Origin of the sequence: Microbacterium sp. 2216-1 (genome assembly GCF_046507855.1) — a bacterium.
GTDB lineage: Bacteria > Actinomycetota > Actinomycetes > Actinomycetales > Microbacteriaceae > Microbacterium > Microbacterium esteraromaticum_C.
Map to the genome: position 1 here is coordinate 418,255 of NZ_JBKFTM010000001.1, position 13,933 is coordinate 432,187.

The following is a 13,933-nucleotide window of genomic DNA, read 5'->3' on the forward strand; positions in this document are numbered from 1 at the left end:
CCGCCCCCACCCGGTCGTTGAGCGAGCGCAGCGAGACGAAACGCGTTCGCCTGGGTGTCCCTACCCGGTCGTTGAGCGAGCGCAGCGAGACGAAACGCATCGGCATCACTGCCCCCGCTCCGCATAGAACGCCTCGGTCGCGTCTTTCGCCGGCGCCCACCACGCCTCGTTGCCGCGGTACCAGTCGATGGTCGCGGCCAATCCCGCCTCGAAGTCGCCATACTGCGGGGTCCAGCCGAGTTCGTCGCGCAGTTTCGACGCATCGATCGCGTAGCGCAGGTCGTGCCCGGCCCGGTCGGTGACGTGGTCGTACGCGTCGGGACTCTGCCCCATCTGCGTGAGGATCAGCTCGATCACTGACTTGTTGTCTTTCTCGCCGTCGGCGCCGATCAGATACGTCTCGCCGATGCGCCCCCGATCGAGCACCGCGAGCACCGCCGACGAATGATCATCGGCGTGAATCCAGTCCCGCACGTTGTGTCCCGCTCCGTAGAGCTTGGGGCGGATGCCACGGATCACATTCGTGATCTGGCGGGGGATGAACTTCTCGACGTGCTGGTACGCCCCGTAATTGTTCGAACAGTTGCTGATCGTGGCGTGCACACCGAACGAACGCACCCACGCCCGCACAAGCAAATCGGACGCCGCCTTCGTCGACGAGTACGGCGACGACGGGTTGTACGGGGTCGTATCGGTGAACCGCTCGGGGTCGTCGAGCTCGAGGTCGCCGTACACCTCATCGGTCGAGATGTGATGAAACCGCACATCGTGCCGGCGCACCGCTTCGAGCAGTGTGTACGTGCCGACGATATTGGTATCGAGGAACGGCCGCGGATCAGCCAGCGAATTGTCGTTGTGCGACTCGGCGGCGTAGTGCACGACAGCATCCGCCCCCGCCACCAACCCGTCCACCAACTCGGCGTCCGCGATATCACCGCGCACGAACGTGACACGGTCATCGGGCAGCCCCGCCAGCGACGCACGGTTTCCCGCGTAGGTCAGCTTGTCGAGCACCGTGACGTGGTGGTCGGTGTGCGCTACGACGTGGTGCACGAAGTTCGCTCCGATGAACCCGGCCCCGCCGGTGACGAGCATCCTCACCGCTCGCCCCTCTCGAGTAACTGCAGCAGGTAGGTGCCGTATCCCGACCTGACCAGCTTCTCGGCACGCTCGCGCAGCTGGCCGTCTGAGAGGAGCCCCTGCCGCCAGGCGACCTCTTCGGGCGCACCGATCTTCATGCCCGTGCGGCGTTCGATGGTGCGCACGTAGTCGGCGGCATCGGTCATCTGGTCGAACGTGCCGGTATCGAGCCACGCCGTTCCGCGTGGGAGCACCTCGACGTGCAGCTTGCCGCGTCGCAGGTACTCGCGGTTCACATCCGTGATCTCGTACTCACCACGGGCGCTCGGCTGCAGTGACCGGGCGATCTCGACCACATCGTTGTCGTAGAAGTACAAGCCCGGCACCGCGTAGTTGCTCTTCGGCACGGCCGGCTTCTCCTCGAGCGAGACGGCGTGGCCGTCGCCGTCGAACTCGACCACGCCGTAGGCTTGCGGTTCGGCGACCCAGTACGCGAAGACGGCACCGCCGTCGATATCGCGGAACCGCGCCAGCTGGGTGCCGAGGCCGGGGCCGTAGAGCAGATTGTCGCCGAGCACGAGGGCGACCGAATCGTCGCCGATGAAGTCGGCGCCGATCGTGAATGCCTGCGCGAGCCCGTCGGGCGAGGGCTGTTGTGCGAACGACAGGCGGATGCCGAACTGTGAGCCGTCACCGAGCAGACGCTCGAAATGCGCCGCGTCATGCGGCGTCGTGATCACCAGGATGTCGTCGATACCCGCCAACATCAGCGTCGACAGGGGGTAGTAGACCATCGGCTTGTCGTATATCGGCACCAGCTGCTTCGAGACGCCGAGCGTGACCGGATGCAGACGGGTTCCCGAGCCGCCGGCGAGAATGATCCCCTTCATGTGTTCATCGTGGCACGTCGTGCCCGAGAACCGCGGGAATCCGGCACATACCGATCAGTACGCACCGCGGCGCTCGGCGACGGCGCGCACGGTGCGCCAGATGATCACCAGGTCGCCGGCCAGCGACCAGTTCTCGACGTAGTACAGGTCGAGGCGCAGGCTCTCTTCCCACGACAGGTCTGAGCGCCCGCTGACCTGCCACAGCCCAGTGATGCCCGGCTTGACGAGCAGACGGCGTTCGGCCCAGCTCTCGTAGTCGCTGACCTCGCTCAGCAACGGCGGGCGTGGACCGACCAGCGACATGTCTCCGCGGACCACGTTGATCAGCTGGGGCAGCTCGTCGAGGCTGAGGCGGCGCAGCACGCGCCCGATCGGCGTCACGCGCGGGTCGTCGCGCATCTTGAACAGCACGCCATTGCCGTCGTTGTGCGCGAGCAGTTCGGGCAGGCGTGCTTCAGCGTCGGGCACCATCGACCGGAACTTGAGCATCGTGAACGTGCGACCGTCGAGGCCAACGCGCTGCTGACGGAACAGCGCGGGACCGCCGTCGGCGCGCACGCGCAGGGCGATGAACAACAGCAGTGGGCTGAGCATGATGAGTCCGAGCCCCGCGGCGATGATGTCGAACGCGCGCTTGGTGATGTAGCGCGAGCCGGTGAACTCGGGGGAGTCGACGTGCAGCAGCGAGAGACCTGCGACCGGCCGCGCATGCAAACGGGGGCCCGCGACGTCGGTCAGCGCGGCCGCGAGCACCAGCTCGATGCCGTGCGACTGAAGATCCCAGCCGAACTGGCGCAGTTTGGCGGGCGAGATCAGGTCGGAACCGCTGTACACGACGGTGTCGGCGCCCGAGCGTTCGACCGCGGCGACGATGTCGTCGAGTCCGCCGATCAGCGGCACACCGGGAAGCAGCTCGTCGTCGGCACGGTTGGTGATCGCGCCCGAGACGACGATCCCGGCGGCGCGGTCGCGGGCCAGCTCACCCGCGACATGCTGGGCGTTGCCATGCTCGCCGACGACGATCGCGCGGGCGAGATAGCGGCCGTGTGCACGTTGTCTGCCGAGCCATTGGCGCCATACCCAGCGGCTGACGACCAGGGCGACCAGGCCGACCGGCATGGCCAGCAGCAGGTAGCCGCGGGCGAGGTCGACACGCAGCAGGAACGCCGCGATCGCGAACAGACCGAACATGCGCAGGCTGGCGTCGACGACCAGGCGGTACTCGTCCCAGCCGCTGGCGACCCGCTGTACCGAGCGCGTGCCGAGCAGTTTCAGCGTCGCCAGCCAGGCGATGATGACGATCAGCGAGACGAATGTGTAGGCGAGATTGAAGCCGTCGCCCGAGAGCCCGGGGATGTGCAGTCCGGCGGGGGCGCCGAAGCGCAACTGCTGCGCGCCGAACACGGCGGCGATGACGATGATCGTGTCGGTGAACGCCAGACGGCGGCTGTACGTGCGCTGCCAGCTGACAGTGGATGCTGCCGCGGCGGCGCTACCGCGGGTCGGCGCCTCGACCGGCCGCACTGTAGCCGGGCGCGCTTCGAACGACGGTGTGGCTATGCGCGGTTTGCCGCGCAGAGCGAAGTCCCCAGAAAAAACCACGACCCCTCCCCAGAGGATCCGTACTTCACACATCTCTGCCCCCGCAGAGATGAACCTCGATGTTCGAGTCATCGAGCGACGATCCCGCCCCAAACGGGATCTTCGGCCGAGTCTAACCCCTCGACGGGCGATGTGGTAGGTGCGCGTCGAGTATGCGGTAGCATCAGCGTGCGCCGCGAGCCCACCGGATCTCGTCGCGTTCGCCTGTCGATCATCCTGGGGGATGGGGCGAGGGATCATCCGGAGGGGAACTCGATGTCTGAGAACGTAGAGCCGGGCGGCGTCAGCCGTCGCACCGTGACCAGGGCGATGGCGTGGGCAGTGCCCGCCGTCGCCGTTGCCGCCGCCGTGCCGATCGCCGCCGCGTCGGTGAACGAACCGCCGCCGCCGGTCTTCGCGTGGTCGAGCGGCTGCGCCACGACCGGCAGCGGAGGCGGTTGCGCGGGTGCGCGGAAGACGCCCCAGGTGCCGTTCACGATCACCAATCCGACCGCGATGACCGTGCAGTTCCAGGTGCTCGGCCAGAAGTCGTGGATCGGACACGGAGCTCCGCCGGCGAACTGGTCGCCGCTGGGCGGCATCTACGCCAACCACGGCACGCAGCACAGTTGCGGCCCGCGTCTCGACGTCGTCGGATGCGACGGATACCGCAGCATCGTGCTCGCCCCCGGTGCGAGCCTCAACCTCTGGTTCGTCGGTTCCGAGATGGGCAGCGCCAACGAGTTCTCGATGCGCGTCCACTATCGCTGGGTGACGTCCACCTGCGGGATTCTCGTGGCGCCGGCCGAGATCGGCGCGCACATGTCGTCGAGCACCAACTGCAAGTGAGGCGTGGCCGGCCCGTGTGATCTCATTCGCGAGAGAATGAAGCTGTGCCAGGACCGTTGACCGTCATTTCGCCACTGCTGCTCGCCGCCGTGCTGGTCGCCAGCGGAGTCGCCAAGCTCCGTCGACCCGACGATCTCGCCGGATGGGTCGACCTGGGTGTTCCGGCGGTGTTCCGGCGCACCTGGTTGCTCAGACTGCACCCGTGGGGTGAGATCGCGCTCGGTCTGGCGTTGGCGCTACTCGGCGGCCTGCTCGGCGAACTCGCCGCCCTCGCCGCCGTAGCGCTGATGGCGGGTTATCTGGTCTTCGTCGCGCGCATCGTGCGCAGCGGCACCGATGCGAGTTGCGCCTGCTTCGGCGCGCGCAAGCGCGTCACCGGTGCGACGGTGACGCGCAACGCCTGGTACGTGGCGCTCGCCGTCACGGCCGCCGCGACGACCTGGGCGAACCCGCTGTGGGGCGGCCCGATGCTGGCGCTGCGTGGCGACAGCTGGCTGTGGGCGCTCGGCCTGCTTGCGGCCGCCATCACGGTTGCCATCACGATGTGGCCCGCACCTGAAGAGACCTCGACCGGCGCACAGCCGATGACCGAGGTGGGCGGCGCATCGGCATCCGATGACGATCTCGACTACATCCGCTCGCGCACTCCCGCCGTCCCGGTAACGCTCGCCGGAGGCGAGCTGACCGATCTGCGCACGCTGAGCATGACAGGCCGTCCGCTCCTGACGCTGCAGGTGAACCCCGGATGCGGCTCGTGTGTCGACATCTACGAGCGTCTGGATGCGATCCGCACGACTTTGCCCGAGGTCAGCGTTCGTCTGCTGCTCACCCAGGAGCCGGGTGATTCCGCGTGGACCGAGAAGGGCGAGTCGCCCTCGCTGCACGACCCGCACCGATACGTGGGCCAGACGATCGGGCAGAACGCCACGCCGACCGCGGTGCTCTTCGGCCTGGACGGCCTGCTGGCCGGAGGGCCGGTGGTCGGATCGCACGATATCTTCGGGTTCGTCGACGACATCTACGAGAGTCTGCACGGCGAACGTCCCGCACAGCCCCTCGCCGCCGAAGCGGGGCAGAGCTGATGCGCGTTCTGGGACTGCTCTCGGGCACCTCGCACGATGGCATCGACGCGGCTGTCGTCGATCTCGTGGTGAGCGGTGCGGATGCCACGGGCAGGGTCGATCTGCGCGGCACGGTGATCGCCGCTGCGAGTGTGCCGTACGACGCGCCGTTGCGTGCACGCTTGATCGACGCGCTGCCCCCGGCACCGACGACCTTGGCCGAGGTGTGCGAACTCGACACGCTCATCGGGCAGGCGTTCGCCGAGGTCGCCGCTCAGGTGGCCGACAGCGCGGGTGGGGTGGATGCCGTGTGCTCGCACGGGCAGACCGTCTACCACTGGGTGCAGGGCGCGCACGCGCTCGGCACGCTGCAGATCGGGCAGCCCGCGTGGATCGCCGAGCGGGTCGGCGCCCCCGTCGTCTCGGATGTGCGCGTGCGCGACATCACCGCCGGAGGTCACGGCGCGCCGCTGGTGTCGTTCCTCGATGATCTGCTGCTGCGCTCGCGCGCGGGCACGTCGGCGGCGCTCAACCTCGGCGGCATCGCGAACATGACCGTGGTGGGCCCGAACGCTCTGAGCGCCTACGACATCGGCCCCGCCAATGCCCTGATCGACGCGATGATCGTCGCCGAAGAGCTCAACGATCTCGGCTACGACGATGACGCGCGCATCGCCCGCTCCGGTCGCATCGACGAGTCGCTGCTCGCCGCGATGCTCGACGACCCGTACTACGCACTGACACCGCCGAAGAGCACGGGCAAGGAGCACTTCCACCTCGACTACGTGCGGCAGCATCTGGCTGCGCAGCAGCGCTCCATCCCGGTGGCAGACGTGGTGCGCACGCTCACGGAGCTCACGGTGCGCACGGTGGCTCAGGACGTGCGTGCAGCCGGGATCGACTACCTCGCGGTGTCGGGTGGCGGATGCCACAATCCGCTGATCATGGACGGATTGCGCGCCGCGCTGCCCGAGACCGAGGTCGTGCTGTCGGACGCGCTGGGCCTGCCGGCGGATGCCAAAGAGGCGATCCTGTTCGCCGTGATCGGCTGGTGCACGATGAACGGCGTCGCCGCGGTCGTACCGGGCGGAACCGGGGCGCCGCAACCGCGCATCCTCGGCACGATCACACCGGGGGCTGGGCCGTTGGAGATGCCGGCGCCGGCCGCGGGCATCCGATCGCTGACTCTTACAGACCGCCCCACCGCGACGCCGGCCACAGAATAGCGCTCGCTCGGCCGACGATGTCTTCGTCGCGGGCCCACAGCCAGCATCCGCTGTCGTTGTCCGCGTCTCTGCGACAGTGCTGGGCGCTGTCGGCGGACAGCGAGCGGTGATCACCGAGCACGAGGTAGCGCCCCTCGGGAACCGTGACCTCAGGCAGACACCGGGGCGATGCCGGTGTGGTCGTGCAATCGAGCACGCCGGGTTCGAAGTCGAGATCGTCGAACACGTACGGTTCGTCCAGCGGCTCGCCGTCGACGATCACTGCGCCCTCTGCGGTGCAGCACGCGACGGTCTGACCGGGACCGGCGATCACCCGCTTGACGAGGGTGTGCGGACCCGACGGGCCGAATCCGCTCACCTCGCCCAGCCAGCGCAGCGCGCTCTTGACGGGACCCTCGTCGAGGTGGGCCTCGGCACCCCAGGTCTCGTCGGCGTCGAAGACGATGATCTCGCCGGTGCTCGGGTGTGCGTCGCCGACGTACGCGAGTCGATTGACGAGCACGCGGTCGCCGACGAGCAGGGTCTGCTCCATCGACCCCGACGGTACCCAGTACGGTTTTGCGACGAACGAGAGCAACGCACCCACCACCACGCACGCCAGCGCCAGGTGGAACCACGCGCTGCCGGTGACGCGTCGCCATCGGGTGGGGGAGGGGCGTTCAGCGTCGGTCATGCTCCCATCCTGCCCTGCCGTCGCCGCGCCCGGCAGAGCCGCCGCGCCGCTGTAGTAGGTTCAGAGCGGATGCTCGATCGGGGAGCAAGGGGGAGTCGCGCACATGACGAACGTGTTCGATATCGCGGCTCTCGGCTCCCGAGTGCGGCTGGCCTTCGACGACGACGTACCCACCGCGACCGTCGAGGCCGTGCGCAGCGCATGGATCGACGCGGCGCTGCGTACACCCGGAGCACCGGATGCCCTCGTGCCGGTCACCGCCGAACGCGAACCGGACGCCATGGCCGAGCGCCTCACCGTCGAGGTGACGCTCGCGGCATTGCGGCAGCGGCGCGGAGAGCTGCTGATGTTCCATGCGGCGGGGATCGCCGATGCGCGCGGCCGGGTCGCGGCGTTCGTGGGCCCGTCCGGTCGCGGCAAGACCACCCTCGCTCGCACGCTCGGGCAGCACTTCGGGTACGTCTCGGACGAGACGGTCGGTGCCGAACCGGGCGGGCGCGTGCTGCCGTACCGCAAGCCGCTGTCGGTGGTGCGCCGCGGTGCGCCCAAGCAGCAGGTCGCGCCCCGCGCGTTCGGTTTGGTGGATGCGGGTGATGTTCGCCTGCGTTTGGAGGCGCTCACGATTCTTGATCGGGATGCCACGGTCGAGACGCCTATTGTCGAGTCGGTCGATTTCTGCGATGCGGTCGCCGAGATCGTGCCGCAGATGAGCTATCTGGCCGACCTGTCCGTGCCGCTGCAGACCCTCGCGTCAACGGTCGATCGCATCGGCGGCTTCACGCGGCTGCGGTACTCGGATGTCGGCGCGGTGGCTCCGCTGGTGCCGGGGCTGCTCGACCACCGCGGCGCGGGTGAGACGTGGCACGCGGTTCCCGCTCCGCAGGGCACGGTGCTCGGCGGCAAGTACACCGCGGCCCCCGTGCTCGATGCGGTGCGTTTCGGCGACCGTGCCGTGCTGTTCACCGGCCGGCGCGTGCAGGTGCTCGACGGCATTGCCCCGGTGATGTGGGATGCGCTTCGCGCCGGCCACGACCTTGACGGCGTCGTCAGCGCGGTCACTGACGAGTTCGGGGAGCCGCCGCACGGCGACGCGCGCGTGATCGTGGAGTCGACGATGGATCAGCTGACCGGCGAGGGCATCCTCACCGGTGCTTGATCGCGGCCGTTGCCGTCAGTGCGCCCCGGAGGGTTTGACGACCGCGGCGGCCGTGCGGGCGACGACGATAACGTCGCTGGCCACAGACCAGTTCTCGACATAGTAGAGATCGAGTCGGATGGCATCGTTCCACGACAGGTCAGACCTGCCACCGACCTGCCACAGTCCCGTGATGCCCGGCTTCATGTGCAGACGCCGGTGAGCGTCATCGTCGTACAGTTCGACCTCCGCGGCACGCTGCGGTCGCGGCCCCACCAGACTCATCGTGCCGAGGAGAGCGTTGAAGAACTGCGGGAGCTCGTCGAGCGAGTATCGACGGATGAAACGCCCGACCGGTGTGATGCGCGGGTCATCGGTGACTTTGAAGAGTGGCTGATCGGACGTGCCCTGCTGGTCGAGCAGGGACTGCAGATGGTCATCGGCACCGACGATCATCGACCGGAACTTGAACATTCTGAACGGCTTCCCGCGCAGACCGACACGTTCCTGGCTGTAGAAGACCGGGCCCTTGCTCGTGGCTTTGACGGCGACCGCGACGGCTGCCATGACGGGGGCGAAGAGGACGATCAGCGCCAGCGATCCGATGATGTCGAAGCTGCGCTTGGCCAGCCGTTGGCGTCCTTCGAATCGTGGGTACTCGACGTGGATCAAGGGCAGGCCGGCGACCGGTCGGGTGTGGATCCGCGGCCCGGCGACATCGGTGAGGGAGGGGGCAACGATCAGATCGATGCGCTTCTGATCGAGCATCCACCCGAACCTGCGGACGCGCTCAGGAGTGATCGCATCCGCCGTCGAGAGGATCACAGCGTCGACATCGACGTCATCGAGCACGTCCAGCACGTGATCGAAGTCGCCCAGCACCGGGACCCCGTCGACGAGGTCTTCGTGCGTGCCGTGGGTGGTCACCGCTCCGATGATCCGAATGCCCGCTTCGGGGTCCGACCGGATCTGAGACGCGATGTGCGTCGCTTTCGGTCGATCTCCGACGACGAGCGCGTGCTGCAGGAATCGTCCCTGCGTACGGCGCGTTCGCAACCAGGTGCGCCACATCCATCGACTGAGAATCAGAAGGATCAGTCCGCTGGGCAGCGCGATCAGCAAGTACCAGCGGGCGAACTCGATCTGGAAGACGAGTGACAGGATCGCGAGCACCCCGAAGACGCGCACTGTCGCATCCGAGATCCGTCGGTACTCCAGTGAGCCGCTCCCGACGACCTTGCTGTCTCGGGTGCCGAACAGCTGCAGGGCGAACAGCCAGCCGGATACGAACAGCAACGACGTGACCAGATAGCCCACCTCGACGTTGACATCGAGGATGCTGTCACCGATGACGAGCGGCTCATTGCTGAACCCGAATCGCAGCAGGTGCGCACCGAACACGGCGCCGGTGACGACCACCGCGTCGGTCACCGCGAGACGCGCGATGTATCCGGTGAGCCTCTTCTCGGTCTGTCGTGGCGCCGGCATCCGCGATGCCGTCGTCGATGCCGTCACGAGGCACACTCATTGCGTCGCATTCTCGCCAATCTCGCGGTGTCTGAGAAATCGTGAAATCAGCGGTACGCAGAATACTGACCCGCCATTTACCCCAGTATTCTGGCACATTGCGGGGAGTCGCAGATGCGTCGCCGACGGGCCTGCCGACAGTGACGTGTCAGACTTGTCCGGGCACGCGAGCAGGCCGGCGCAGCGGCCCGGCAGCTCGAACGAAACACGCATAACGGGAACGGAAGAAGTCTGGTGGTCACAGTCCTACACACCGTCGTGCCGTCGGACGACAAGACCAACCCCTTCGTGAATCTGATGGTCGATTCCCTTCCACCGACCGTCGACTCGTCGTTCTTCTCCTGGCGGCGAGCATTGGCCGGCCGCGACGAGGTCATCCACTTTCAATGGCCGGAGAAACTGGTTCACGGACGCGGCGCGCTCAGATCACTGCTCAAGCGCATCGCGTTCAGGCTCGTGCTGCTGCGGGCTGCTCAGCGCAGGAACGCGATCGTGCTCACCCTTCACAATCTTGAATCCCACGAGCAGATGAACCGCGGGAGCTCCCGGGCGCTCGGCGCGCTGATGAGACAAGTTGATCACGTCGTGCTGCTGAACGGCTCACACGATCCTGGGGTGCCGAACGCGATCACAACGGTCATCCCGCACGGGCACTACCGAACCACAATCCGTGAACGCAGCTTTCCGACCGAGAACCCGCAATCACTGCTGTTCTTCGGCTTGATCCGGGCCTACAAGAACGTCCCCCAGGTCGTGCGCGCCTTCCAACAGAGCGGCCTGCGAGGTCGTGGAGTGACTCTCGATATCGTGGGCCGCGCCTGGGATCAGACGCAGCACGATGACGTCACACGGGCCGTGGAGCAGGGAGCAGACGGGATATCCGTGCACCTCGAGGCCGTGACAGATGCGGAGCTGCACGAGCGCATCCTGGCCTCGGGACTCATCGTGCTCCCGTACCGTCGGCTCTACAACTCGGGCGTCGTGCTCCTCGCACTCTCGTTGGATCGTCCTGTGCTCGTTCCGGAGTGCCCGGCGGCAGCCGACCTGCAACGCGAGTTCGGTCGGGAATGGGTGATGACCTTCGACGGCGACCTCGATGGCCCGGCGCTCGCAGCGGCATACACCGAGTACAGCGAGGCCGCGCAGTATCGCAGGCCACTTGAGATGGAGGAGCGCTCCTGGGAGCACCTCGGCCGCCGCTACCGCGACGTCTACGCCGATGCTGTGGCGCACCGCACCGGAACCGCCCCGGCCGCATCCCCGCGGGTGGGGACGTGACCGGGACTGCGCGAGAAACGACCTGGGCGAGCAGCGCCCGTGTGACGCTCGCCAGCCAATGGGCTCGGCTGGTGTTGCAGGTGGTGGGCTTCGTCGTGCTGTCGCGGCTCCTGCCACCGAGCGACTTCGGCCTCATCGCCATGGTGGTCGTCGTGGCGAATCTCGCAGGATTGGTGGCTGATTTCGGTCTTTCGCTTGCGGGTCTGCAGGCCGACGAACTCACGAACGGGCAGAAGAACAACCTATTCTGGCTGAACACGGCGGCGGGGGCCATCGGCGCTGTGCTGGTCGTCGCGGGCTCGCCGGCCCTGGTGCTGTTCTACGACGAGCCCCGGTTGTGGGGAATCGGCTGCGTCATCGCCGGGTCGCTGTTGATCGGCGGGATCGGCGTGCAGTTCCGGGTCGAGATCAACAGAGCCCGCCGATTCTTCGCGCTCGCCGTCCAGGACGTTGTCGCCGCGTGCGCCGGGCTGGTCGCGGCGGTCGCGGGGGCCCTGCTGGGCTGGGGCTATTGGGCGCTGGTACTGCTCACCGTCGTTCCCGTGGTGTTGACCACTGCGCTCGCTGTGGCGACGGCGGGCTGGCGCCCTGGGCGATATGCCCGTGCGGAACCTATTGCGGGGCTGCTGCGTTTCGGCAGCCACAACCTGCTGCTGCAGCTCGCCAACATGCTCAGCCGAAGCGTCGATGTGATGGCCGTGGGGCGTGCTCAGGGGGCTACCGAGCTCGGCTTGTACTCCCGGGCCACCCAGTTGATCGCCATGGCGTTCCAGCAGCTCGTGACGCCCCTGACGCGCGTGGTTCTGCCCCGTCTCGTCGAGCTGCGAAAGGACCGGGAGCGCTTCGATGCTCAACTGGTGCGGCTGCAGGGAATGATCTCCACTGTGCTGCCCCTCCTGATCTCACTGCTCGCCGCGGTGTCGACGCCCTTGGTGGTCGTCTTCCTCGGTCCGCCGTGGGAGAAGACCGGAGAGATACTGCTCATCCTCTGCATCGGTGCGCTGATGCAGGCCGTTGCATACATCTTCTACTGGGCGTATCTCGCGGATGGGCGTTCTGGTGTGCTGCTGCTCTCTGAACTGCCGGGCAGGGCGGTCATGATCATCGGAGCAATCGTGGCGGCGCCCGCGGGCGTGACCGCCGTCGCCTGGGTGATGACCGCTGGGCAGGCCGTCATGCTCGTGACAGGAACCGTCTTCGCGCAGCGCCTTGGGTTGCCCGGCCTGCGGTTGCTGCGCGCCGCGGTCGTTCCCGTCCTCGTATGCGGTCTGGCGTTCGGCGCATCCGTGGGCGCTCAGGCGCTGATCTCGCAGAGCACATCCTTCACGCGGCTCCTGGTCGGAGCCGTCGCATGGGCCTTGCCCGTTGGTGCGTTCGCCCTGGTACCGCCCGTCCGTCGGCACATCGCCGCGATGATCGGCACACTGCGCAGATGAGGAAGGAACGAGACGTGTCTGAGGCGCCGCCACCCCGAGACGCCGCGCGTTCCCGCATCTCACTGCGGGAACGCTACACCACGGGCGCTGTGATCCTCACGTTGCTGGTCGCAACCGTCGCGGGTCGCAACGCGGTGACCGTCTTCGTCGACGGGCGCCGCGTGCGCACGCTCGGTGAGGAGGTCGCGTCCTCGTCGTCGTTCGGTCGGATGGCGACATTGGCGGTTCTGCTCTCCTTGGCGCTGTTCGCCGCCTATGTCCTCCTGCGTTTCCTTCGGCAGTCCCGCCGACCGGTATGGACGCTGTTGCTTCTCGAAGCGCCACTGGTGCTGCTGATGGTGAGGGACTACGCGACCGTTGGCACGGTCGCCCCGGCGACGATCGCCTCAGCGGGGCTGCTGGTCGCGTTGTGGATGGTCTCGCCGCCGATGCAGGTGTTCAGGGTCTTGGGGATGCTCGCCGTGGCGACGGCGATTCTCAGCATCGCGATGGGACTGTTCTGGCCCGGCTTCGCCATGGTCGCGGAGTCTGCCGCCAACGACAAGGCGCTGATCGGAGGACGGCTGCTCGCGGGTCCGTTCACGCACCCGAACCTGCTCGGTCTGTTCCTGGCGTTGTCGGCACCATTCGTCCTGCTGCTGCGCCGCTGGTTCTGGGCGCTCGCGATCGTCGCGGCCGCACTGCTGTGGACGGCGTCGCGGACCGCGCTCCTGGCTGCGGGGATCGGGCTCGCAATCGGTGCTGTCCTGTTGCTGTTCGCGCCGCGTCGCCAGCGCCTTTTCGGCGGCGCGGCGGTGCTTGTGCTCCTCGGCGCCGCGGTCTACATCCCGGTGGTGACGAAGGATCCTGCCGCGCTGACCCGCCGCGGCGAGATCTGGATGTTCAGCCTGCAGCATCTTCGTGGAGAGGCACTCTGGGGGCTGTCCCCGTCCTGGTACGACAAGATCGTGCCGACAGAGGTCGGTATCTTCAACGCCGCAGCTTTCCACGGACACAACGACATGATCACGATGCTGGTGAGGATCGGGGTCGTCGGGCTGCTCCTCGTCGTGCTCGCGTACGTGCTCGCGTGGCACCGAGCGACGCACAGCCGCAGCATCCCGCCCTTGCCCTTCGTGGTGTTCTTCGTCGTGGCGCTCACCGCGGGAATCAGCGAGACGGTCTGGCGACCGGAGAGCGACAACGTGCTATTCACCG

The 13,933-nt window shown here is 67.4% G+C and carries 11 protein-coding genes and 1 pseudogene; 7 read left to right on the forward strand and 5 right to left on the reverse strand.

The genetic code is table 11. The features are described 5' to 3' along the window. Nucleotides 1-105: 105 nt before the first annotated feature. From rfbB to ACLD0U_RS01920, 3 genes are read right to left on the reverse strand one after another with little or no spacing between them, the layout of a single operon-like run. A complete protein-coding gene (gene rfbB, locus ACLD0U_RS01910; protein ID WP_410340260.1) occupies nucleotides 106-1,095 on the reverse strand; it encodes a dTDP-glucose 4,6-dehydratase in 990 nt (329 codons plus the stop codon). A gap of 2 nt (nucleotides 1,096-1,097) precedes the next feature. After that, entirely contained in the window at nucleotides 1,098-1,970 is an 873-nt protein-coding gene (gene rfbA / locus ACLD0U_RS01915) for a glucose-1-phosphate thymidylyltransferase RfbA (RefSeq protein WP_410339666.1), read from the reverse strand. A 54-nt stretch (nucleotides 1,971-2,024) separates the two neighbouring features. Next, the gene (locus ACLD0U_RS01920) at nucleotides 2,025-3,572 is read right to left on the reverse strand and encodes a sugar transferase (protein ID WP_410339667.1); all 1,548 of its coding nucleotides are present in this window, start codon (nucleotides 3,570-3,572) and stop codon (nucleotides 2,025-2,027) included. Nucleotides 3,573-3,827: 255 nt separating this feature from the next. Between ACLD0U_RS01920 and ACLD0U_RS01925 the strand changes: the two genes are divergently transcribed. Genes ACLD0U_RS01925 through ACLD0U_RS01935 form a run of 3 tightly spaced genes read left to right on the forward strand, consistent with a single transcriptional unit; the run spans nucleotide 3,828 to nucleotide 6,687 of the window. Then, on the forward strand, nucleotides 3,828-4,400 hold the full coding sequence (locus tag ACLD0U_RS01925) for a hypothetical protein (RefSeq protein ID WP_206820943.1): 573 nt from the start codon (nucleotides 3,828-3,830) through the stop codon (nucleotides 4,398-4,400). A gap of 44 nt (nucleotides 4,401-4,444) precedes the next feature. Then, nucleotides 4,445-5,482 (forward strand): MauE/DoxX family redox-associated membrane protein, encoded by a 1,038-nt coding sequence (locus tag ACLD0U_RS01930; RefSeq protein WP_410339668.1) that lies wholly within the window; start codon nucleotides 4,445-4,447, stop codon nucleotides 5,480-5,482. After that, on the forward strand, nucleotides 5,482-6,687 hold the full coding sequence (locus ACLD0U_RS01935; RefSeq protein WP_410339669.1) for an anhydro-N-acetylmuramic acid kinase: 1,206 nt from the start codon (nucleotides 5,482-5,484) through the stop codon (nucleotides 6,685-6,687). Before ACLD0U_RS01930 ends, ACLD0U_RS01935 begins: the two co-directional genes overlap by 1 nt. Here ACLD0U_RS01935 and lepB read toward each other — a convergent pair. Then, complete coding sequence (gene lepB / locus ACLD0U_RS01940) at nucleotides 6,650-7,360, reverse strand: signal peptidase I (protein ID WP_410339670.1); 711 nt, start codon at nucleotides 7,358-7,360, stop codon at nucleotides 6,650-6,652. The two genes, ACLD0U_RS01935 and lepB, sit on opposite strands and share 38 nt — an antisense overlap. Before the next feature lie 103 nt (nucleotides 7,361-7,463). Between lepB and ACLD0U_RS01945 the strand changes: the two genes are divergently transcribed. Next, nucleotides 7,464-8,516, forward strand: coding sequence for a hypothetical protein (locus ACLD0U_RS01945; protein WP_410339671.1), 1,053 nt, complete (start codon nucleotides 7,464-7,466; stop codon nucleotides 8,514-8,516). A 15-nt stretch (nucleotides 8,517-8,531) separates the two neighbouring features. On the opposite strand, the gene ACLD0U_RS01950 is transcribed toward ACLD0U_RS01945, so the two are convergent. Then, on the reverse strand, nucleotides 8,532-10,010 hold the full coding sequence (locus ACLD0U_RS01950; protein ID WP_410339672.1) for a sugar transferase: 1,479 nt from the start codon (nucleotides 10,008-10,010) through the stop codon (nucleotides 8,532-8,534). Between the two features lie 246 nt (nucleotides 10,011-10,256). Here ACLD0U_RS01950 and ACLD0U_RS01955 point away from each other — a divergent pair, with 246 nt between their 5' ends. The 3 genes and pseudogenes from ACLD0U_RS01955 to ACLD0U_RS01965 all read left to right on the forward strand — a co-directional run. Next, complete coding sequence (locus ACLD0U_RS01955; RefSeq protein ID WP_410339673.1) at nucleotides 10,257-11,300, forward strand: hypothetical protein; 1,044 nt, start codon at nucleotides 10,257-10,259, stop codon at nucleotides 11,298-11,300. 41 nt (nucleotides 11,301-11,341) lie between these two features. Next, entirely contained in the window at nucleotides 11,342-12,736 is a 1,395-nt protein-coding gene (locus ACLD0U_RS01960) for a lipopolysaccharide biosynthesis protein (protein ID WP_410339674.1), read from the forward strand. A 515-nt stretch (nucleotides 12,737-13,251) separates the two neighbouring features. Further along, nucleotides 13,252-13,773: pseudogene (locus ACLD0U_RS01965) on the forward strand (O-antigen ligase family protein); the annotation flags it as partial. Between the last annotated feature and the right edge of the window lie 160 nt (nucleotides 13,774-13,933).

Excerpts from the sequence above, each read along its gene's own strand:
- lepB (WP_410339670.1), bottom strand. The coding sequence starts at position 7,360 with ATGACCGACGCTGAACGCCCCTCCCCCACCCGATGGCGACGCGTCACC.
- ACLD0U_RS01925 (WP_206820943.1), top strand. The coding sequence starts at position 3,828 with ATGTCTGAGAACGTAGAGCCGGGCGGCGTCAGCCGTCGCACCGTGACC.
- ACLD0U_RS01945 (WP_410339671.1), top strand. The coding sequence starts at position 7,464 with ATGACGAACGTGTTCGATATCGCGGCTCTCGGCTCCCGAGTGCGGCTG.
- rfbA (WP_410339666.1), bottom strand. The coding sequence starts at position 1,970 with ATGAAGGGGATCATTCTCGCCGGCGGCTCGGGAACCCGTCTGCATCCG.
- ACLD0U_RS01935 (WP_410339669.1), top strand. The coding sequence starts at position 5,482 with ATGCGCGTTCTGGGACTGCTCTCGGGCACCTCGCACGATGGCATCGAC.
- rfbB (WP_410340260.1), bottom strand. The coding sequence starts at position 1,095 with ATGCTCGTCACCGGCGGGGCCGGGTTCATCGGAGCGAACTTCGTGCAC.